The organism is Halobacillus seohaensis (assembly GCF_042663045.1).
GTDB lineage: Bacteria > Bacillota > Bacilli > Bacillales > Halobacillaceae > Halobacillus_A > Halobacillus_A seohaensis.
On the sequence record NZ_JBHSZV010000004.1, the window covers coordinates 142,814 to 164,723 of the forward strand.

Below are 21,910 nucleotides of genomic sequence, written 5' to 3' on the forward strand. Positions count from 1 at the left end.
TGCGCATTGGTATTTACTTTTCCTTTAATCGATTGATAAATTCTTCTACTTCTGTGTTAGACGGATCAATTAAGAGATACTCTTCCAATACTTTCTGGCCTTCTTCCATTTTGCCTTCTTCAATTAAGAAATATCCATAGGCCTTTAAGAATACGTCATCTTCCTTCAGAGAAGGATATGCACTTCTATAGTATTCTAGAGCCTGGCCGAAGTCTTCCTCTTCTTCATAAGCTTTAGCAAGTTCAAACAAGTAACCAGGATCTTCTTCGCCCAACGTAATAAGTTGGTTAATTAATTCTATGATTGATTCATTGTCACCATCACTCTTATAATTCTCAATTAAGAAGAGAACCGCTTCTTTATAACCAGGATCAAGCGCAACTGCTTCTCTCATATAATTATACCCGGATTTTATATCTCCTGACTTATGAGATAAAGTTCCAGCTAAATGATAAAGTTCTTTATTATACTCATCTTTGGCCAGTCCTTGTTTCGCCATTTCCAGCGCTTCCTGAGGCATTCCTTCTGTTTCATAAGCTTGAGCAAGCAAAGGATAGACGGATTGAAAATAAGGATCTTCATCAATTAATCGTTCCCAAACGTGAATCGCGATATCATTACGCAAAGCCTGAAAAGCTACAAAACCATAGCGGAACATAACATCCGGATTATCTTCCTCGACTTTTTGGAAGTATTCTAATGACTTTTCAAACTCTCCATTAGCAGCGAAAGCTTCAGCCAATCGTGTGGCTACTTCAATCTCCGCTATTACCGGCTGATGATGCATAGCATTCTCGTAAAAAGGGATACACTTATTATATTCACCGTTTGAAAAAGCTAGTTCACCTAGTCCAAAATCAATTACAGCTTCGTTAGGTTCTATTTGCTTTGCTGATAACAATTTTTGCTCAGCTACTTCAAAAAGCCCTTGAGATTGATACAGGTCAGCGAGTTGAAGTAAAGATTCTAGATATCCTTCATCCTCAGGGTTAAACTCGTTGAGTAAATTTATCGCGTCTGCATCTTCATTTAAATCAATATGAATTTCCGCCATCATTACCTTTAGTTCTTGTTCCTTAGGATAGCGTTCCATCAACTCTTGGAGTAACATCTTTGCGTCCTCTAACAATCCCCACTGTATATATAGCTCGGTAATCGTAAAGCGTTCCTCTTCATCTGCTTCGGGTAGATATTCCTGTAATATAGTTAACGCTTCTTCGGTTTTTTCTGCTTCCATTGCCTGGATCGCTTTATGAATTTCCTCCATAGATGACTTCCTTTCAACATTCAAACAAAATGTTTATAGATTGAACTTTTAAAATGTATTCCTTTTGTTAAGGATTCCAACTTCTGATTGATTTGAAGAAGCTGACCTCTCATTACTGTAACATTTGGAATAGCATCATGATATAAAAAATAACCGCCCTCATCAACTAACTCGTCTACATTCCGCTCATAGAGATTATAATCGGCGAAAGCAGAATCCGTTAAAGCTCCTTTATAAGGGTAGATTCCAGTATCTTTTATATTATTCAAAGTTAAAAGTCCATCTTTAATCGGATTTGTTAATTTAATGATACCATATTTGGTACAGATATTTGTCCAAAACCTTTCGTAATTCATCTCGGAATTTCTACGTTTTTTGACAGAGTAAGTAAAGGGAATACGACGATTACATTGCGCTTGGACCATCCAGCCCCAAGGGATATCTTGCAAATCTTCAAGATTCTCAACACTAACGATAATAAATGGTGATTTCTGCCTTGCATAAAAGCGTATCATCTCTGGTTGTAGCACATGAGAAGAAATTCGAGGAACAATCATAAAATCAATTGCCAAATCACTCATCTTTTTAACGAGCTGTTCGTATTCCATTCGATAATGACGATTGGTATATATAAACTGTTGGACAAGTAAAAGAGTACAGCCTTTTTTAATATACGAGGTACAATCTTCTAATGGAGATGGAGAACGACTTAAGGGAATACACGTATCTACCATGACTTGACCAGGTGCAACAATAAATCGATCAATACCCATATTCACGACTTGCTCGTTTAACTGCTGTGACGGTTTATTAAATTTGTCCCCGTTGACGAAAAGCTCCCCATATTTCGTTTGATCACCTTCAAACATCGTTCCATGAAACCAATAAGCTCCCATACGAAAGACCTCCAAAAGGCTTTATATATCGTATGAGAGCTTATATTATTCTATGAATTCTATTTGCAAACTTCATGTAAATGATCAAAAAAGTTAGGGTAGGAAATATTAATACAATCCTTATCCTCAATGGTAACAGGTGATTTGGAAATTAAAGAAGCAATCGCTCCCATCATCCCAATCCTGTGGTCCCCATATGAGTGAATCGTCCCTCCCTGAAGAGTTGTATCACCATAAATAACCATACCATCTTCGGTAGGTTCCACACGAGCCCCTATGTTATTCAAGTTAGTCGCTACGGCTTTGATACGATCAGTTTCTTTCACTCTTAACTCTTTCGCATCTTTAATGACAGTTGTCCCTTTAGCCTGTGTAGCAGCCAATGCAAGAATTGGGATTTCATCAATTAAGTTAGGGATAAGATCTCCTTCAACCGTTATCCCGTGAAGGTAACTAGATTTCACACTTATTCTGCCAACCGGTTCATGACCAACTCTCTCTGTTTCTTCTACCTCTAACTCAGCACCCATTTTTCTAAGAGCTGTTAATATCCCATCTCGAGTTGGATTCAATCCAACTCCCTCAATAGTTATCTCACTATCAAAAACTACAGATGCAGCCACTAGGAAGAAAGCTGCTGAGGATATATCTCCTGGAACTCGCAAATCTGAGGCTTTCGGCTGCTGATCTCCCTTAATCATTAACTCATTGTCTTTTTTTGTAAGATGAATTCCATACTGAGCCATTAGCATCTCTGTGTGGTTTCTTGTTATTCCTTGTTCAATGACAGTAGTCTCACCTTCAGCAAGCATACCAGCTAATAATAATGCTGATTTCACTTGAGCACTTTTCACGTTCATCTTAATCTCTTTTCCAATTAGCTTTTTCCCTTGAAAAGCAAGTGGAAGCAGTTTAGACTGTTCTCGACCATAAATTTCAGCCCCCATTTTAGATAAGGGAACAACCACACGGTCCATAGGTCGCTTAGATAAAGAAGGGTCTCCGTAAGCCGTACTAAACATAGGCAAGGCTGCCAAAATACCACTCATCAACCTAGCCGTCGTGCCTGAATTACCAAAATTAATAGGTTGTGTGGGAGCTTTAAGTGAGGCGATTCCTTTTCCATGAATAGTTACATTTGTCCCTATTTGTTCAATTTCTACACCAAACTCTCTAAATGCTTGAACAGTTCGCAAACAGTCCTCTCCAATTAAAAAGTTTGAAATATGGGAGGTGCCTTCTGCCAATGCCGAAAAAATGACAGCTCTGTGGGAAATTGACTTATCACCAGGTACAGATAAAGTACCATTGATACCATTAAGTGGTGGGTTTAACTGAACTTGATTCATTTTTTTAGCCCCCTTATTGTTCAATCATTACCTCATAACCTATTTGTGATAATAAATCATGACTCTGCTGTTGCTCTTTACTGGATGAAAAGCTAATACGCAATACTCCAGTTATTCCTTCTCTAATTTCTAAAATTTCAATATTCTTTATGCTGATCTCAATCTCAGCTAACCGCTGGATCACTTTATAAATGGCACCAGGCTGATCATGAATATCCACATACAAATCGTAGAAAGCCGGAATAGCACCTTTTTCTTTCATCGGGAGACCATCTCGATACGTCTTAGCCTGGGCTAAATAATCATATGTAGATTGCTTCTCTTCTTTCTCCAACAACAATTTGATCTCCTGCATTTCGTCGATCCAATCATCGAGCATCTTCATGAGTAACGTACGATTTTGAAAGAAGATATCTTGCCAGAGTTTTGGATTACTAGATGCAATTCGAGTAATATCCCGAAAACCACCCGCTGCTAAATGTTCTAAATAAGGATGAGTCTTCTGCCATTCTTTTGCCTGATGGACAAGTGAGGAGGCGATTAGGTGAGGAAAATGAGAAATGACTGCAGTCATTTCATCATGCTCCTGGGTACTAAATGTTAAAAAACGCGCTTTTGTTTCTGAAAAAAGTTGTTTTAACCGTTCAGCTTGGACATCTGTCGCTGATTCACTAGGTGTTAATACATATATAGCATTTTCAAATAAATGCGGTTTAGCTGCAGAATACCCCTGTTTATGAGACCCCGCCATTGGGTGACCACCCACAAATGAAACATAAGGATTTATAATCTTCTCAGCAGCCTCCAGCACTTGATTTTTCACAGACGACACATCAGTAACAAGTAAAGGTTTATCCAGTGTACATTCATTTAATTTGTTTAGATAATTAATCGTTAATGAAATAGATGTTGCCAAGACCAAAACATCCGCTCTTTGACATCCTTCTATAAAATCATCTACTTCTTCATGAATAACGCCTTGCCTCTTAGCCAATTCAATAGTTTTCTGATCATGGTCCAATCCAATTATCTTATAGTGGTCCTTTGCAGCTACATTCATAGCTAAGGATCCACCAATTAAGCCAAGACCTACAAAAAATACGGTTTGACTCATCTTGTCACGCTCATTAACTTTTCTTTTATTTCTGACTGAATAATTTCCATATCTTCTTTCTTACCAATTGTTAGACGGATTGAGTTTGGTAATCCTAATGCTTCACCGGACCTAACAATAAATCCTTTACTCAACAAGTGGTCAAACATTTCATCCCCACTTACAGGCAAGTGTACAAGGACAAAGTTTGCTTCTGAAGGATAGTAATCTACTTGAAGATCATCAAGAAAACTCATTAACGCATTTTTATTCCTAGAATTCTCTTTAGTTGTCTCTTGAATAAAGTTCTGATCATCTAGTGCTAATAGAGCAGCAGCTTGACCAATAGTTGATGTGTTAAACGGTTCACGCGCAGGCTCTAATGTTGCAATCAACTCTTTAGAAGCAACTCCATAACCTACTCTTAATCCAGCTAAACCATAGGCTTTAGAGAATGTACGCAACACCATTAAGTTGTTGTATTGTTTCAATGCTGATATTGACTCAAATGCATCAGTTGTTTCCATATATTCATAGTAGGCCTCATCCATTACAACAAGTACATGATTAGGACACTTATCTAACACACCCCTTACACTTTCTTCTGATATGTGCACGCCTGTTGGATTGTTCGGTGTACACAACCAGAGAACACGAGTGTTTTCATCCACTTGTTCTAGCATTGCTTCAAGATTATGGTGCCCTTCTGACAAGGGAACTTCCCTTACTTCAGCACCTTCTATTAGTGCATTGTGCTTGTATTGCGGAAATGTTGGAGTCGCCATAACTGTATTAGCACCTGGCTCCAAAAAAGTCCGACAAATAATTTGAACGATTTCATCGGAACCATTTCCAAAGATTAGGTGTTCCTCGCTCACATTCAAAAATTCAGCGACCTTCGTACGTAGGGATGCTGAATAGCCATCTGGGTACTTTTCTAGCTGTTCGATTAGTTTAGGAAGTTGGTTTTTAACTTGTGGAGAGAACCCAAAAGGATTTTCATTAGATGCTAGCTTAACAATTTTATCTAATCCGTATTCCTTTTTAACTTCATCTATTTGTTTCCCTGGTTTATAAGGTGTCATTTGTTTTAATATCTCTTTAGCCTTCACTTACGACACTCCTCTTTAGCTTTTTAAGTCTGGTCTTAGAACGGTTGCTCCCTGATGATAAATGTGTTCAATTTCATTTTGTTTACTTGAGGTGTTTACTGTCATCATGACACGTACACATTTACCTAAGCTATCAGGTACGGGGATTTCCCGCATACACATTACCGGAACATAAGTCCAGCCCTCAAGCTTCCTTACTGACTTTGCTGGAAATGTAGCATTTAAATCTTCCGTTACAGTAAATAGCACAGAAGCAACATCTTCAGCTTTCACATTATTTTGATGAACCATATCGGCTATAAGTTCATGGGATCGGGATACAAGTTCTTCCGAATCATTGGTTTCCACAGTAGTCGCTCCTCTAATTCCTCTTATCAATTTGGCTCACCTCTTCTACAAAATCATTTAAATATTGATGAAGTTTAGTTTCACTAATCTTTTCGACTGTCGGACTTCCTACAGCTTCTAATAAAACGAAATGAATATTATTATCTATCGTTTTTTTATCCCATCTCATTCTGTTTACTAGCTTCTCAGGATTTACTTTTAATAAAGTATCAATTGGATACTCATTTTTTATGAGCCATTGCACATATGATTTAGTAGGGAGAGAAACTTTAAAGGAATCCTCACTTATTTTCATAGCAAACCATATTCCAATAGCTACTGCTTCTCCATGAGTAATCTCACCATAACCTAATTCAGCTTCCATGGCATGGGCAAGTGTGTGACCTAAATTCAGATGTCTTCTTACACCATGTTCTTTTTCATCTTGTTCAACAACCTCCGCTTTCACTTGTATACCTAAGGTTAAATGATCTTCCAACTGTTGATATGAAAGAGCAGATAAATCCTCCACCAGCAGTTGTTCACACCATGACATATCACTCAGCAATGCATGTTTAACCACTTCGCCATATCCTGAGCGAATTTCTTCTACTGGTAAAGTCTGAAGTGTTTCTGTGTCATAAATAACCTGAATAGGACTATAAAAGCAGCCTATTAGATTTTTTCCTTGTTTATGATTTATAGCTACTTTCCCACCAACACTGCTGTCATGAGCAAGAATCGATGTCGGCATTTGCAGAAAATCAACACCTCTTAAATAGGTAGAAGCAACAAACCCTGATAGATCACCAACCATACCGCCACCTAACCCAATGATTAGCGAATTACGATCTAGTTGGTTTGTAATACAGGCATTTAATAAATTACTATACTGTTCCATACTTTTTGAAGCTTCTCCAGCTGATACGATACTATGGGAAACTTCAACATCTTCAGGAAATGCATTGATCACTTCATCTAGATAAAGAGGACCTACCTTGCTATCAGTTATTACTAGAACCTTCGCATACTTTTTATCTAAATGGTCTTTTAGTTGCGTACGCAAACCCTTTTTTATAACAACTTGATAAGAATGTGTCGAAGATGAAATCATTAAAGTACTCATTAAAATTCACGCATTTCTTCACGATACTCATCAACAGCTTTCTTTAATCTTGGAAAGTAGTCAGCCGGAAATTCTTCAGTGATAGCTTTAGCCAATTCGAATGCAACAACGTGCTCCATAACCACAGATGCCGCGGGTACAGCACAAGAGTCTGAACGCTCAATACTAGCTTGGAAAGGTTCTTTTGTTTCGATATCCACACTTTGAAGAGGTTTATAAAGCGTAGGAATCGGTTTCATGACTCCTTTAACTACTATAGGCATTCCAGAAGTCATGCCCCCTTCAAAACCACCTAAACGATTGGTTCGACGGTAATATCCACGATCTTTGTCCCATAGTATTTCATCATGTACTTCACTACCGTTGTGACGGGCTGCTTCAAATCCTAATCCAAATTCAACACCTTTAAAGGCATTAATACTCATTACAGCTCCAGCAATTTTCGCATCTAATTTACGGTCGTATTGCACATAGGAGCCCATTCCTGGAGGCATACCTTCGACGTAGACCTCACAAACGCCTCCGATGGAATCTCCTTCTTTTTTAGCAATATCAATAGCTTTCATCATCTTTTCAGCTGCTGATTCATCAAATGTACGTACTGGAGAATCTTCGGAGATACGAGCACGCTCTTCTACACTTAAATTTTCATCGACTTCACTAACAATACCAGCAATTTCTCGAACATAACCTGCTACCTCAATACCTAATTCGCGAAGAAGTACTTTTGCAACGGCTCCAGCTCCTACTCGCGCTGCTGTCTCTCGTGCTGACGAGCGTTCGAGTACATTTCTCATATCTCGATGTCCATACTTCATTCCACCATTCAAGTCGGCATGCCCTGGTCTAGGTCTTGAAATAGTACGCTTTACGTCAGCGTCCTCTGGCAGTGGGTCTTCCCCCATTATATTGATCCAATGTTTAAAATCGTCGTTATGAACGACTAAAGAAATTGGAGATCCCAAAGTGTAACCATGACGAACCCCACTTGTAATATCTACTAAATCTTTTTCAATTTGCATACGGCGTCCTCTACCATAGCCGCCTTGTCTTCGTATTAAAGATTCATTTATTTGTTCTGGAACAAGGGGTAAGTGTGATGGTACTCCCTCAATGATTGTTGTGAGTTGCTTCCCATGTGACTCCCCTGATGTTAAATAACGCATAATGAACGTCCCCCTAGTATTAAAATTTACGTACTACTATATCATAAGGATATATCTTTGTGTTCTTCAAATATTCAATCTATTAGAAAAAATCAATGTAAACGTTTACCTAACTAGATTTTTGGTAAAAAAACGTGTCGAATACTGAAAACTGATAATGGTTCGGTGAAAAGATCTGTTCCGTGCTTCCTACAAAAAAGATACCGTCCTTTTTCAACGATTCACTAAATTTTGTATATATCTGCTGTTTGGCTGATTCGGTAAAATAAATAAGAACATTTCTACAAACTATAAGATCACAATCTTTTTCATAGCGATCGGCTAACAAGTTATGTTTTTTAAACGTCACACACTTTTTCGCGTTTTCACTGATTCGAAATAGTTGGTCTTCCTTTGTAAAGTATTTCTCTCTGATCTCTAGTGGCACTTCTTTGAGAGAACGCTCGGGATACAAACCAATTTTCGCCCGCTGCAATGCATTACGATCAATGTCAGTTGCTATTATTTCCAATTGATGCTCAGGAATAAACTTCAGTAAGACCATAGCAAGCGTATAAGGCTCTTCACCTGTAGAACAAGCTGCGCTCCACACTTTTAATTTCTTTTGACGCTTTAATAGATGAGGAATTACTTTCTGTTCGAGAATATCCCATCGTTTTTTATTACGGTAAAATTCTGATACGTTAATCGTCATACGGTCCAAAAGCTCATTGAAAAGTGTTGGAGTTGCTTGTACCGCTTCAAAGTATTCAGCGAAGCTTGTGAAGCCTCGCTTATCACGAAGAGAGGTTAACCTTCGCTTCATCTGCGCTTCTTTATAAAAAAGCAGATCAATCCCAGATTCTTTTTTTAATTTATGTACGAAAATTTCATAATCATTTTCCATGAACGATAAGCTCCTTACAAAACATCTTCTTTTACAGAGTAAAGCATTAAATTAATGCTGTAAAGTTTATCTATAAAAAAGAAGCTATCTCAGTTAAGGTTCCACGTTGAGGCCCCTCTTTGAGATAGCTTCTTTACATTTAAGTTAATAAACCCACGACAAGTTATCTTTACTATAGTTAAGTAAATCAGTTTGGTCAAAGAATAAACCAATTTCACGATCAGCACTTTCCTTAGAATCTGATCCATGAATTACATTCTTACCGACTGTTAACCCAAAATCTCCTCGTACTGTTCCTGGTATAGCTTCTTTTGGATTGGTGGCGCCCATCATCTGGCGAGCTGTGAGAATTACATTTTCCCCTTCCCAAACCATACCAAAAACTGGACCGGAAGTAATGAAATCAACAAGATCTTTAAAGAAAGGTTTTTCTTTATGTTCACCATAATGTTCTTCTGCCAAAGCCCGATCGATTGTCATTAGCTTTGCCCCTACTAGTTTAAATCCTTTTCTTTCAAATTTGGCAATAATATCTCCTATCAAATTACGTTGAACTCCATCTGGCTTAATCATTAAAAATGTTTTTTCCATGATAAACACCTCAGTTTATGTAATTTATGAAAGCGCTTTAGTCAGCGCCATTAAAAATTTTATCAAAAGAATAGGATTGTGGCAAGCAAATTTACTAAGTTCTTCTTTTTCCGATATACTTTGCGATTCCTTTTAACGTTTGTTTGGCTTTATTTTGAGGAAGCTGCTCTAGGGCTTGATAAGCTTTCTTTAAATATCGATCGCTGACTGCAAGAGATCTTTCAATAGACCCGTTTGTCTTTATTGTGTTAATAACACGAGATAGATCTTCTGCTGTAGGATCTTCTTTTTGAAATAACTCATGAAGCTCCGTTTTAACATCTTGATCTTCTAGAGAATACAACACAGGCAAAGTTATGTTCCCTTGTAATAAATCACTACCCGCTGGTTTACCTAGTTCTTGTTCAGAAGCAGTGAAATCTAATACATCATCAATAATTTGATAAGACATCCCAACATAGTACCCATAACGGAACAAGGCCATTTCTTCCTGTTTATTAACATTAGAAGCGATGGCTCCCATTCTACAGCTTGTAGCGATAAGAATTGCAGTCTTTCGCTTAATACGCCGCAAGTAATGACGTAAATTTTGATCAAGGTTATATTTATCCCTGATTTGTTCTATTTCCCCTAAACAAAGTTCTACCATCGTTTCAGCTAAAACTTGATGGGCACGCGGGTTATTCAGTGTAGATAAATTTTCTAAAGATCGAGCAAATATGTAATCACCTGTGTACATGGCAATTCGGTTGTCCCATTTTGACTTTATCGTAGGTTCTCCTCGCCTCATTTCAGCTTCGTCTATCACATCATCATGAACTAACGAAGCCGTGTGGATTAACTCCAGAGAGACAGCCACTGCTTTCATTCTTTCAATATCATAATCTCCAAATTTACCTGCAAGTAACACAAACACAGGTCGAATTCTCTTTCCGCCCGCTCTCAACAGTTGACTAGAAGCTTCTCTTAACACGGGGTTATTTGATTGGATCGTCTCGTTTACCGCGTCCTCAATAGTCGCTAAGTCTTGTTTTAAAAATGAATATATCATGGCTAATTTCATATTTTTCATCCTCAATTAATGCGATTGCTTTTCACCCATATGCATAGCCGCTACGCCACCTGTAAAGGATTTAACCTCAACATGAGCCAATCCGGCTAGTTCAAACATTGCTGTAAGATCGTTCTTACCTGGAAAATCTTTTGCAGATTCATGGAGCCAACTATATTCCTCATAGCTTTTGGCAAGAAATTTACCAAATAGAGGCATAACATGTCCGAAGTATATATAATATAGACGCTTAAAGATTGGATTAGTCGGTTGTGAGGTTTCTAGACAAACAACTTTCCCTCCAGGCTTGACTACTCGCTGCATTTCTTTTAAAACTTGTTGATAGTCTGGGACATTTCTTAAACCAAATCCAATCGTTACATAATCAAATTGATTATCTTCAAACGGTAAATCCATCGCATTCCCATGTTCAAACTCTACATGTTTCTTACCTGAAGCTAACTTCTTTTTAATCGCTACAGATAACATATTGACACTAAAATCAAGTCCGATAACTTTACCTGATGGACCCACTCGATCAGCCAAAGACATCGTCCAATCCCCCGTACCACAGCAAACGTCCAAAGTATAATCACCTTCTGTAACCTTCATACACTTCATTACATCATTTCTCCAAAGACGATGTTGCTGAAATGATATAATAGAGTTCATTGTATCGTACCGACTATATATTTTTTCAAAAACGCTATGAACACGTTCTTCTTTAGACTGCGGTTGCATGACTTACCCTTCCTCTACAATATGGGTTTTATAAAATTTATGATAAATAGTTGAATCAAAATAGTTTTTTAACCAATTAAAGTGAATAGGTAACTTAGATACAGTTGTTTCTAAGTTTGAAATATGTTTTTGGAGCAACTGTTCAATGTTAAAAACAAGCTGACCGCCTGACTCAAAAGAACCTGGTCTTTTTACGAGCAGGTCCATTACTGGCGAAAAACGTCCTTCTTGATAACTATTTTTCTCTTCAAGTAACTTTTTAGCCAATAACCAATCCCCAGCCATATCATTAATCGTTGTTCTTTGCACATAAGTCGCCACTCGTTGGATAAGAAGAGACTCGATCTTTTTTAAAGACCCTAGAAATTCTTGAAACGAGCTTACATCCTTATAATATAATTCCATTTTTAATTCATTGATTTCTTTTATGGCACCCGCCAATGTACGAATCATTGGAATATCGTTTAATTGTGATAAAACATAGTAATACAATCCACTATAATAATCCCCAGCTAAGACTGTCAATTGTCTTGTTCGGACAGTCTCCTGTTCTTCCTCATCTTCAGACAATGTCACCAAATCATGAGTATCAAGGGCTATTTGGACAAGCATTGTTGTGACAATATACTTTTCCTTCTTAACTGAAGAAAGAGTGGTGTGATCCATAATGGAAGTCAGAATAGCAAGTTTATCTTCGTCAATGACAGGGTCAGCTATAAACTTTGCCAAAAAAGGATGACGGACTTGAGCAGCTATTTTATTTTTCAAATGTTCTATGTGCATTTCTGTTGGAGTCACCTTTTATCACCTGATCCCTTTCGTGGACACGCCTAAAACATGTTTATTATAGCATAATCTTACTAGTAACGCTTTATTATGTACTTGGCAGAGCCACATTACTCTGCTTCGTTAGTGATTTCACCATGACTTGTCTGAATTACAGCTTTACCTCGAATCTTAACAGCTGAAGTATGTTCAGTAAATTGAGCGATCATGACCTCATTCCGATCTAACTTTTCCGAGTGGTGAAAGCGTGTATCTGTCCCTCTCGTTAAACCTATTACATTCACTCCATCTTCTAAAGCTTTTATTACAAAAAAATCATTTTCTGAAGTAGTCATTTTTTCTGACTCCTTTCTTAAGACTTACTATCTCTTACTCCTACTATTATGTCAAAAATTCTACCTTTTTACCACAAAAAAAGGGTGCTATAAAAAGCACCCCCTTCTATGCCCTATGTAGCTTTACTTTACAGCATCTTTTAGGGCTTTACCAGGTTTGAAAGCCGGAACTTTACTGGCAGAGATTTCGATCTCTTCACCTGTTTGTGGGTTACGACCTTTACGAGCCGCACGTTCACGTACTTCAAAGTTACCGAATCCGATAAGTTGAACTTTCTCACCGTCTTTTAGTGAATCCATGATAGATTCGAATACAGAATCAACCGCTTGAGTTGCGTCTTTTTTGGAAAGCTCAGCTTTCTCAGATACTGCATTGATTAGGTCTGTTTTGTTCATGACATTCACCTCCTTCCAAGAAGGTTGGTCTTTTAAGTGACGATTCATTCACTTAAAGTGCCTCATTTATCACCAACATATGATGACAAGCCTTATATTAAACGACTTTGTACTGAAATTCAATAGAGAATACTTTTAAAATGCCTATTTCTAGCCATTTCTCTGTAATTATCGCAATTATAACTGGTAAAAATGGTTGATTTTACTTTTCACACAAAAACCGCAGAAACCCTGATATATCAAGGTTTCTGCGGTTTTTGCTTCGTTTTGTTCAAAGAAAATGATTCTAGAAAAATAACAGTGCGAAATTTCTTTAATAAAAAAATTAAAACGGCCCGAATAGGAGCCGTTAGAGGATAATTGCAATCATTCCGCCAGAACCCTCATTTATTATTCGTTCTAAAGTTTCTTTTAATTTATAACGAGCATTTTCTGGCATTAAGGACAACTTAGCCTGAATACCTTCCCTTACAATCGAACTCAGTGACCTTCCAAAAATATCTGATTTCCAAATGGAGAGAGGGTCTTCTTCAAAGTCCTGCATTAAATAACGTACAAGTTCTTCACTCTGTTTCTCTGTTCCAATAATTGGAGAAAATTCGGATTGAACGTCTACTTTAACCATATGAATGGATGGAGCTACTGCCTTTAGTCTGACTCCAAACCTAGAGCCTTGACGAATAATCTCTGGTTCGTCTAATGCCATATCTTCTAGAGAAGGAGCCGCAATTCCATATCCAGTCTGTTTCACCATCTGCAAGGCGTCAGCAACTTGATCATATTCACGTTTAGCATGAGAAAAATCTTGCATAATTTCAAGTAAATGATCCTTGCCGCGAATTTCCTCACCTACGATCTCTTTTAGAATATGATCATACAAATATTCAGGGGCCTGTAAATCTATTTCCGCAATTCCTTCTCCAAGATCCATCCCTGAAATATGAGCTCCTGTAATATGTTCAAACTGATCAAAGTTCCCAATAACTTGATCGACGTCTCTCAAGCGTTTGATATCCTGAACCGTTTCCTCAATGGCTGTCTGCAAATGTTTTCTCAACCAATGACGAGAATCAAGAACCATGACCCAGCTCGGTAAGTTTACATTAACCTCTAATACCGGGAACTCAAACAATGCTTCGCGAAGCACATTATGAACATCCTGCTCCCTCATACTTTCTACAGATAAAGCTAAGACAGGAATGTCATATTTTTCTTGTAAATCATTTTTTAATTTCTCAGTCCTTTCACTATGAGGCTGCGCAGAGTTAACAACCATAATAAAGGGTTTACCTACTTCTCTTAACTCCTCCACTACTTTTTCCTCGGCTTCCACATAATCAGCACGTGCAATCTCGCCAATCGTTCCATCCGTGGTCACAACAATACCTATGGTAGAATGCTCTTGAATAACTTTCTGAGTACCAATCTCTGCTGCCTCATTAAATGGAATCGCGTCTTCATACCATGGTGTATGAATCATGCGAGGGCCATGCTCATCCTCGTATCCCACAGCTCCCTTAACAGCATATCCTACACAATCAACCATTCGAACACGCACATCTAAATGCTCATCAAATTGAATAGAAGCTGCTTGATTAGGAACAAACTTAGGTTCAGTAGTCATAATCGTTTTTCCAGCAGCACTTTGAGGCAATTCATCCATGGCTCTTTCTCTTTCTGCACTATCCTCCATGTTTGGAATGACAACTAATTCCATGAATTTTTTTATAAAAGTAGATTTTCCTGTACGAACGGCACCTACAACTCCCAGATAAATATCTCCGTTCGTTCGCTTGGAAATATCACTGAAAACATCAACCTTCTCCAAAGGATCCCCTCCCAGATAAATTTCACTAAATTACAAGCTTGGACACTTTCATTCTATGACATTGCCTTACTGAATTATGCTTGAAATTATAAGAAATCGAAGAAGTACTGAAAGTAACACACCCCTTTAAAATAGAGGTCATCAATAAAGTCTGGTTCTCTGTCAAATGTGGTGGTGGAGAATGATCTCCATCACCCTTTTGATTTAGCTGCTTTCGCATAGTTTGTTGCTTATGCCACCGCAGCCTGAATACACTTCGCTTTCCTCGGGTGACCCGCGAGGTTTCCTCGAACTTGTATATGGCATTTATTCTTTGCAGATTTTTGCAGCATGTTTATTAGAAATGTGTGATAAATAAATGAGCTTTTAAATGAATGGAGAGGTAATTTATTCAATTGTTTTGAGTAGCTTTATTCAATTATTTTGAGTAGCTTTATTCCATATAAGTGCAGAATTGCTGAAGACTCGATTCCGAGAATAACGCAATTGAAGCCTGATACAGACCAGGGAATATGGCCATCACACGTTCTATTGAGCCATTAGATAATTTGTTAAAAATTGGGTGTGATAACCCTATTTATATGAAGTGTACATAGGAAAAAACTCGGTGGCAATAACTTCAGGCCATAAGCGGCAGCTATGAGCTTACCTGATGTGTATGCCCACCCTCACCACCACTCCTTGTGAAGACCGTTTCTGAATTTATAGTACAGGATCTATTAGTGGCAGAAGTGGATCAATTTCATGGCACAAACAGATCATTTCAATGCCAATATTCCCACAGCAAAAAGGTTTCGTTCCACTCTTCATAGTAATGAGGGATGGGACACCTCGGCCTTTTTGTGACGCAACTTTAAGGTCAAAAGAAAGAATGGAGTGCATTTTTTTTATTCTCCTGAGCTACTGTTAGATCAAGCATGACCACAACATTCATTATAGAGCCTTTTTCTAAGAACCCTACAAATATAGAAAAATAAAGGAAGGGGATCACCATATATTGTAGGTGATCCCCTTCCTTTATTTTTCTATATTTAGATTAATTTTGTTCTGATTTTCTTAAATTATCAGTTTTTTAGCGCCTCAAGATAAGAGAGGGTCTCATATTATGAGTCACTGCTCATGAATACTGGTTCTTCCCCCTCAATTGTATAAGCTGGAGAATATGCTGGAGCGAAAGGTTCATGATCTGTTAAGAGATAACGAATATCATCTCCTTCTGTATAAGAATGTTCCTTCTGTCTCATAAGCTCATATAATTCTTTTCGATAATCAACTAACAGTTCTCCACGTTCATTAATATAAACAGGCAATTGTTGATCCGAATAAGGACTGTCCACTGTAGGAGGGTTATCGAGGCCCATCTTTTCATACTTAAGGTTATATACCCCTTTCGAAATCTTTTCGTTAAGAGGAGGATATTTGTTTTCATTTTCATAGAAATCAACTTTCGCTTGCAGAGAACGTAAGGATTGGGACATACGCAAATCTACAATTTTCACCGTGGGATCCTCTTCAGGATTTATAATAACATATTGATAATATCCACCATTTTCAAAAGAATTCCCAGGAGATTCGCCCATAAGACCACGGTCACGTAGAGCAGAAAAATCAATCAGATACTTTATAAAGATAGAAGTTTCTTGATCTTTTGTTTTGATAGGAAGCAATCCGGACTCCTGTTCGTGAAATTGATTAACAGCCTGTTGAACCGCGTCCAGCTGCTCCTGATTTGTAGGTTGATTTTGTTTCAGATTTGAATTGGGATATAAACAACCCGATAACATAAAAAGAACAAGTGGGATGGTAAATAATTTCAGCCATTTCATGTTGCGCTCCTCCTTTTAACCTGTGGGTCCACTAAAAACAATATATAGAATGATAATCCCACCAAAAATCATAAATAAATAAGCAATAACAGCGACAATTACAGAAAGAACACCTGATAATTTAAAACGACTTAAATAGATTAGTCCTGTCGCTAAAAATAAAGAAATAATACCTGCAAAGGATATGTACATTTTCAACATAGATACTGACATAGCAATCTCCTCCTAAACTCCCTTAAACCCGATGGCATTATACCACAGGAAGCGAATTCTTCGCAGCAAAAAAATCCGGAGCAATGCTCCGGCTGACTAAATAATTCCCTTTTATAGCTCTTACGTATTTATTGCTACGGATATAGTATGCGTAGTAGTGGAGTACTGTCTCCTTAAACGCCTACATAAAATTAACCTTTAAAGTATTTACTTAACGTATTCATATCTAGAGGTACATTTTGTTTAATGATAGCTTCAACAATTTTATCCTCTTTTTGCTTTGAAACAGGCTTATTGGCTATCGTTGCTAATTGTCTCACCAGACGACGTACAACCTTTTCGTCCGTGAAATCAGCATTTTTTACAGAATCAGCTACTTTATAAACCTCTTCAGGATTAATATTCGCTTTATTTTGCAAATGATCAAAAATATTCTTCTGGAAATTACTCAATTATTTGACCTCCTCGTGCTATTGATTCTTGGTAGTATATGCACGAGGAGAATGAAGTGTTAGTTATTCATTTGATCATCCAAAATGTTTGTTAGATCTTCCATTTCATGCCTGCGTATTCGTGTCATAAGTTGAGTAACAACATCCCGAGGATTAGCTCCTTCAAATAAGATTTGATAAATACCTGAAGTGATAGGCATATCCACATGTTGTTTCTTTGATAATTGATGGGCTGCTTTTGTCGTACGTACCCCTTCAACCACCATACCCATTTCTGCGAGGACCTTATCCAATTTCGAGCCTTCACCTAATTTATATCCAGCCCTCCAATTACGACTATGAGAACTTGTACAAGTAACAATAAGATCACCAATACCAGTCAGACCGGAGAATGTGAGAGGATTTGCTCCCATAGATGTACCAAGTCTAGCAATCTCGGCAAGACCTCGAGTAATTAATGCTGCTTTCGCATTATCACCAAAGCCGAGACCATCGGAAATCCCTGCACCTAAAGCAATAATATTTTTTAATGAACCACCAAGTTCAACACCAACAAGATCTGGAGAGGTATAGACTCTAAACTGTTCGTTGATAAAAAGGTCCTGAACCTTTTCAGCTACGGTTAAGTCTTCAGCTGAAACCGTTACCGTAGTAGGATGCTTTAAACTTACTTCTTCCGCATGACTCGGACCAGACAAAACAACGATGTCATAATAATATTCTCTAGGAATTTCTTCAGAGATAATTTCCGATACACGCTTATAAGTTACAGGCTCGATTCCTTTAGAAGCGTGTGTAATGATCACTTTCTCGCTTACATGTGAAACAAGCTCTTTACACACCTCACGAATCGCTTGGGTTGGAGTAACAAGAATAATATGTTCGACTCCATTAACAACAGAGCCCATATTAGAACTTGCATGAATAGATGACGGGAGTGTAATTCCCTTCAAATATTTTTCATTGGACCTTGTACGGTTAATTTCACTTGCATGGTCTTCGCGGTGTGACCATAAGTGTACTTTGTGACCATTATCAGCTAGGACAATAGCAAGAGCTGTCCCCCAGCTGCCTGCTCCTAGTACAGCTACTTTACCCATGAATCCATTCTCCTCTCAAGCTAACTGCGTTTTCTTGCAATGATTTTAATTGGAGTACCTTCAAATCCAAATGCATCACGAATTCGATTTTCTAAAAATCGCGCATATGTGAAATGCATTAATTCGGACTCATTAACAAATACCACAAAAGTTGGAGGTTTAACCGCGACTTGAGTAGCGTAATATATTTTTAACTTTTGCCCTTTAATAGAAGGAGCCGGATTCATGGCCAAAGCATCCATGATAACTTCATTTAAAATATTTGTCTGAACCCTTCTTGCATGGTTTTCACTTGCTTCGATTACTTTTGGTAATAATGTATGTGTTCTTTTTTTGGTTTTAGCTGATAAGTATACAATGGGGGCATAATCCAAATAGCGGAAATTAGAACGCACATCATCCTCAAATTCCTTCATCGCTTTTTCATCTGACTTGATCGTGTCCCATTTATTAACGACAATAATGACAGCTCTACCTGCTTCGTGAGCATAACCAGCAATTTTTTTATCTTGTTCTTGAATCCCTGTTTCTGCATCTAGCAAGCTTAAGACAACATCAGAGCGTTCAATGGCCTTTAATGCTCTCATAATGCTATATTTTTCAGTGGATTCGTACACTTTACCTCGTTTTCTCATTCCTGCTGTATCGATAATAACAAAATCGCGTTGATCTTTTGTAAATGGTGTGTCAACTGCGTCTCTCGTTGTACCAGCTATATCACTTACAATTACCCTTTCTTGACCTAACAAGCTGTTAACAAGAGATGATTTCCCGACATTTGGACGACCAATCAAACTAAAACGAATGGTATCATCATCCTCCTCTTCTAGAGGTTGTTCTGGAAAGTGTTGCACAGCAGCATCTAATAAATCACCAAGTCCTAGCCCATGAGTACCTGAGATGGGATAAGGCTTTCCAAATCCCAAAGAATAAAACTCATATATAGTTTCCTGCATTTCAGGATTGTCTACTTTATTGACTGCAAGTACGACTGGTTTATTAGATTTAAAAAGTACTTTAGCTACTTCTTCGTCTGCCCCAGTAATGCCATCTCGACCATTTACCATAAATATAATAACATCTGCTTCATCAATAGCAACTTGGGCTTGAGCCCTCATTTGAACGAGTAATGGCTCATCGCCAAGCTCAATACCACCCGTATCAATTATATTAAAATTCGTTGTTAACCATTCTGCTTCAGCATAAATCCTATCCCTAGTCACACCAGGTGTATCTTCAACAATCGAAATCCGCTCGCCTACCAATCGGTTAAAAATTGTAGATTTTCCGACATTTGGGCGACCTACTACTGCAACAACAGATTTTCTCATGAAAGGGTCATCCTTTCTTTACCTTAAGTATATTTTCATTTTAAAAGTAGTAATCTAAAATTACCACTTTCTATAAACTGTCAATTTTCACTCTATTTCATTAGAAAATCAGAAATTATCTAACCTTATCATACTAGCAAATTCATCCTGAATATACAATTAATTTCTTAAAGATGGGTCAACTTATATTCACTGAGAGGTCGTATATATCAAAAAAATTAGGCAAGAGCCCTTTTCCTTTTCCGTTTTTTTCGACTTCGCTTATAACGAACGAGTGAAATTTTCAAATGGGAAACACCTCCAAATAATAGAAGGAGAACCATCCCTTTTATTATAGTTGCATGCATATAAGCAACATCCATCATAAAGACTACGGAAAGACTTAAACTAACAAAATAAGCAGCAACCAAACCTAATGTATTCATAAGAACCCATAACCCAATCTGACTAGATAACGACAATGTTAATTTGTTTATTAAATAGATCAATACAATCAACCCTATAGGCGTACCCGGAAATAAGTACCACACAGGATTTGTCAACAAAAATAAATGAACCAATGTCCATAAAAAAATGAATAGAACAGGCCAAAATTGAGCTAATAAAGGTTTGGATTCTGCCCAGAAATAAAGACCAAAACCTACATGTAAAATGATTGCAACCATACTATTACCTTCAGGTTGAAGCACAGTGGCCCCCATAATCATCTGAATTAAAATATAAAAGAGCAAAGCATCTCTTTTTTTAGAACGCGAATTCAAAAAAAATAGTATAATAATTAAAGTAAACCAGGCAAACCAATAGTAATTATTAGCCATAATCTTCTCTCCTTATACTTATTATGGCTAAAAAATCTTTCATTTAAACTTGAACATATCCAATATCGTTTTAAAGTTATTTATCAGTCAACATGAACTTTCACTCTTTCAATTTAGGCTCTGTTAAAGACGATTATTGATATATGATACAAAAAGGAAACTTCATATTTTCGATCCCCCCCTAAAAAGCTATTTGAATTTCTTGTAAGAGACAATAACCAACACAGCTATTAAGAAACCGAAGAATGTAATAATTATAGGATTAGTGACCAAATTAAATATGTGAAAAGGGGCGTCGTGTGAGTATACAGCTTTAACCCAATTATCCTCACTTTCCTCAACCGCAATTTCAGCACTTGATGATTCACCTTTAATTTCATAATATTTAGTACCTTTAGAATACACATTAGAAGCATTCCCATAATATTTCCCCGTGTTGTTATTGGGTGTTGTCTTCACTTCACCAATAGCTTCGCCAATTTCAGCTTCTGGAACTATTTCTTTTTTTACATCATAAGTTTTACCGTTCCAGATAAGAAAAGGTCCCCAATCTAAAGCACTAACCGGTACAGAAGAAAGGGAAAATACTATAAAAAACGCTATAGTTTTTTTCAGAATAACCCCCCCCCATTTGAAACATCATTTAGATTAACTTGTATACATGGATATGTTACGGCAACTCAGGATTACCTTTTAGGCCTCGATCTGCTCACATGACGTAGCTTATCCGATGCTTCCCGTTCTCCTTACGAAAGCAAGAAGGTCCGGGAAATCGCGAGACTCCACCTTTAAAAGCGAGTGGTTTCCCTTCCCCCATTCTCCGATAAAAAGCAACAAAACCACGATTCTTTTATTGAATAATCCGAAGCTTTAAGCGATATGCAAGAAGGCACCTTCCAGCACAATTCTCACTCGTAAGGAATGCTTTTCACTTGAAGCACCACATCTGATGCTTCCGTTCTCCTCACGAAAACAAGAAGATCCGGGAAATTGCGAGACTCCACCTTTAAAAGCGGAGGCGCCTTGGTCAGCGACGTATGGACTGGACTGAGCTGTCGGAGATAAAGGAAACACGAAGAACATCGTGATTCGATGTTGACTTATCGTACAGAAGCGAGGGAAGTCTCACTAGACGCTAGGCGCTGGAGCTGGATAACGCCGATGTGATTGATGAACTAGATGTAGCCTTCGTCCTTATAAAACGTAAGAGCTGGGATGAA

Annotated in this window: 22 protein-coding genes; all 22 read right to left on the reverse strand. The window is 37.7% G+C overall.

Annotated elements, in window-relative coordinates; translation table 11 throughout:
* Window positions 1-13: 13 nt before the first annotated feature.
* Window positions 14-1,267 carry a tetratricopeptide repeat protein gene (locus tag ACFQIC_RS00990; protein ID WP_204706408.1) on the reverse strand — a complete coding sequence of 418 codons (1,254 nt, stop codon included), beginning with the start codon at window positions 1,265-1,267 and terminating at the stop codon, window positions 14-16.
* 20 nt (window positions 1,268-1,287) lie between these two features.
* Window positions 1,288-2,163, reverse strand: coding sequence for a hypothetical protein (locus tag ACFQIC_RS00995; RefSeq protein WP_204706410.1), 876 nt, complete (start codon window positions 2,161-2,163; stop codon window positions 1,288-1,290).
* A gap of 59 nt (window positions 2,164-2,222) precedes the next feature.
* Window positions 2,223-3,512 (reverse strand): 3-phosphoshikimate 1-carboxyvinyltransferase, encoded by a 1,290-nt coding sequence (gene aroA, locus ACFQIC_RS01000; RefSeq protein WP_204706412.1) that lies wholly within the window; start codon window positions 3,510-3,512, stop codon window positions 2,223-2,225.
* A 13-nt stretch (window positions 3,513-3,525) separates the two neighbouring features.
* Window positions 3,526-4,626, reverse strand: coding sequence for a prephenate dehydrogenase (locus ACFQIC_RS01005; protein ID WP_204706414.1), 1,101 nt, complete (start codon window positions 4,624-4,626; stop codon window positions 3,526-3,528).
* Complete coding sequence (hisC, locus tag ACFQIC_RS01010; RefSeq protein ID WP_204706417.1) at window positions 4,623-5,717, reverse strand: histidinol-phosphate transaminase; 1,095 nt, start codon at window positions 5,715-5,717, stop codon at window positions 4,623-4,625. Before hisC ends, ACFQIC_RS01005 begins: the two co-directional genes overlap by 4 nt.
* Window positions 5,718-5,732: 15 nt before the next feature.
* The gene (gene aroH, locus ACFQIC_RS01015) at window positions 5,733-6,095 is read right to left on the reverse strand and encodes a chorismate mutase (protein ID WP_204706419.1); all 363 of its coding nucleotides are present in this window, start codon (window positions 6,093-6,095) and stop codon (window positions 5,733-5,735) included.
* Window positions 6,079-7,170 carry a 3-dehydroquinate synthase gene (aroB, locus tag ACFQIC_RS01020; protein ID WP_204706421.1) on the reverse strand — a complete coding sequence of 364 codons (1,092 nt, stop codon included), beginning with the start codon at window positions 7,168-7,170 and terminating at the stop codon, window positions 6,079-6,081. Before aroB ends, aroH begins: the two co-directional genes overlap by 17 nt.
* Window positions 7,170-8,336, reverse strand: coding sequence for a chorismate synthase (aroC, locus tag ACFQIC_RS01025; protein ID WP_204706423.1), 1,167 nt, complete (start codon window positions 8,334-8,336; stop codon window positions 7,170-7,172). Before aroC ends, aroB begins: the two co-directional genes overlap by 1 nt.
* A gap of 109 nt (window positions 8,337-8,445) precedes the next feature.
* Window positions 8,446-9,222: a CheR family methyltransferase gene (locus tag ACFQIC_RS01030; RefSeq protein WP_204706425.1), complete on the reverse strand. Its 777-nt coding sequence runs from the start codon at window positions 9,220-9,222 to the stop codon at window positions 8,446-8,448.
* Between the two features lie 144 nt (window positions 9,223-9,366).
* Window positions 9,367-9,813, reverse strand: a complete 447-nt coding sequence (gene ndk / locus ACFQIC_RS01035; protein ID WP_204706426.1) for a nucleoside-diphosphate kinase — start codon at window positions 9,811-9,813, stop codon at window positions 9,367-9,369.
* Between the two features lie 94 nt (window positions 9,814-9,907).
* Complete coding sequence (gene hepT / locus ACFQIC_RS01040) at window positions 9,908-10,876, reverse strand: heptaprenyl diphosphate synthase component II (protein WP_204706428.1); 969 nt, start codon at window positions 10,874-10,876, stop codon at window positions 9,908-9,910.
* Between the two features lie 15 nt (window positions 10,877-10,891).
* Complete coding sequence (locus ACFQIC_RS01045) at window positions 10,892-11,605, reverse strand: demethylmenaquinone methyltransferase (RefSeq protein ID WP_204706430.1); 714 nt, start codon at window positions 11,603-11,605, stop codon at window positions 10,892-10,894.
* A gap of 3 nt (window positions 11,606-11,608) precedes the next feature.
* Window positions 11,609-12,388 (reverse strand): heptaprenyl diphosphate synthase component 1, encoded by a 780-nt coding sequence (locus ACFQIC_RS01050; protein ID WP_204707547.1) that lies wholly within the window; start codon window positions 12,386-12,388, stop codon window positions 11,609-11,611.
* A 113-nt stretch (window positions 12,389-12,501) separates the two neighbouring features.
* On the reverse strand, window positions 12,502-12,726 hold the full coding sequence (gene mtrB, locus ACFQIC_RS01055) for a trp RNA-binding attenuation protein MtrB (RefSeq protein ID WP_204706432.1): 225 nt from the start codon (window positions 12,724-12,726) through the stop codon (window positions 12,502-12,504).
* Window positions 12,727-12,849: 123 nt separating this feature from the next.
* The gene (locus tag ACFQIC_RS01060) at window positions 12,850-13,122 is read right to left on the reverse strand and encodes an HU family DNA-binding protein (RefSeq protein ID WP_082233987.1); all 273 of its coding nucleotides are present in this window, start codon (window positions 13,120-13,122) and stop codon (window positions 12,850-12,852) included.
* A 349-nt stretch (window positions 13,123-13,471) separates the two neighbouring features.
* Window positions 13,472-14,950, reverse strand: coding sequence for a stage IV sporulation protein A (gene spoIVA, locus ACFQIC_RS01065; RefSeq protein WP_204706435.1), 1,479 nt, complete (start codon window positions 14,948-14,950; stop codon window positions 13,472-13,474).
* Between the two features lie 1,103 nt (window positions 14,951-16,053).
* Window positions 16,054-16,776, reverse strand: a complete 723-nt coding sequence (locus ACFQIC_RS01070) for a hypothetical protein (RefSeq protein WP_204706437.1) — start codon at window positions 16,774-16,776, stop codon at window positions 16,054-16,056.
* 15 nt (window positions 16,777-16,791) lie between these two features.
* Window positions 16,792-16,989, reverse strand: a complete 198-nt coding sequence (locus ACFQIC_RS01075) for a DUF2768 domain-containing protein (RefSeq protein WP_204706439.1) — start codon at window positions 16,987-16,989, stop codon at window positions 16,792-16,794.
* Window positions 16,990-17,180: 191 nt separating this feature from the next.
* Window positions 17,181-17,441 (reverse strand): stage VI sporulation protein F, encoded by a 261-nt coding sequence (locus ACFQIC_RS01080; protein WP_204706441.1) that lies wholly within the window; start codon window positions 17,439-17,441, stop codon window positions 17,181-17,183.
* 59 nt (window positions 17,442-17,500) lie between these two features.
* Window positions 17,501-18,541 carry an NAD(P)H-dependent glycerol-3-phosphate dehydrogenase gene (locus tag ACFQIC_RS01085; protein WP_204706443.1) on the reverse strand — a complete coding sequence of 347 codons (1,041 nt, stop codon included), beginning with the start codon at window positions 18,539-18,541 and terminating at the stop codon, window positions 17,501-17,503.
* Window positions 18,542-18,561: 20 nt separating this feature from the next.
* Complete coding sequence (der, locus tag ACFQIC_RS01090; RefSeq protein WP_204706445.1) at window positions 18,562-19,872, reverse strand: ribosome biogenesis GTPase Der; 1,311 nt, start codon at window positions 19,870-19,872, stop codon at window positions 18,562-18,564.
* A 218-nt stretch (window positions 19,873-20,090) separates the two neighbouring features.
* Complete coding sequence (locus ACFQIC_RS01095) at window positions 20,091-20,690, reverse strand: YphA family membrane protein (protein ID WP_204706447.1); 600 nt, start codon at window positions 20,688-20,690, stop codon at window positions 20,091-20,093.
* Window positions 20,691-21,910 lie beyond the last annotated feature (1,220 nt).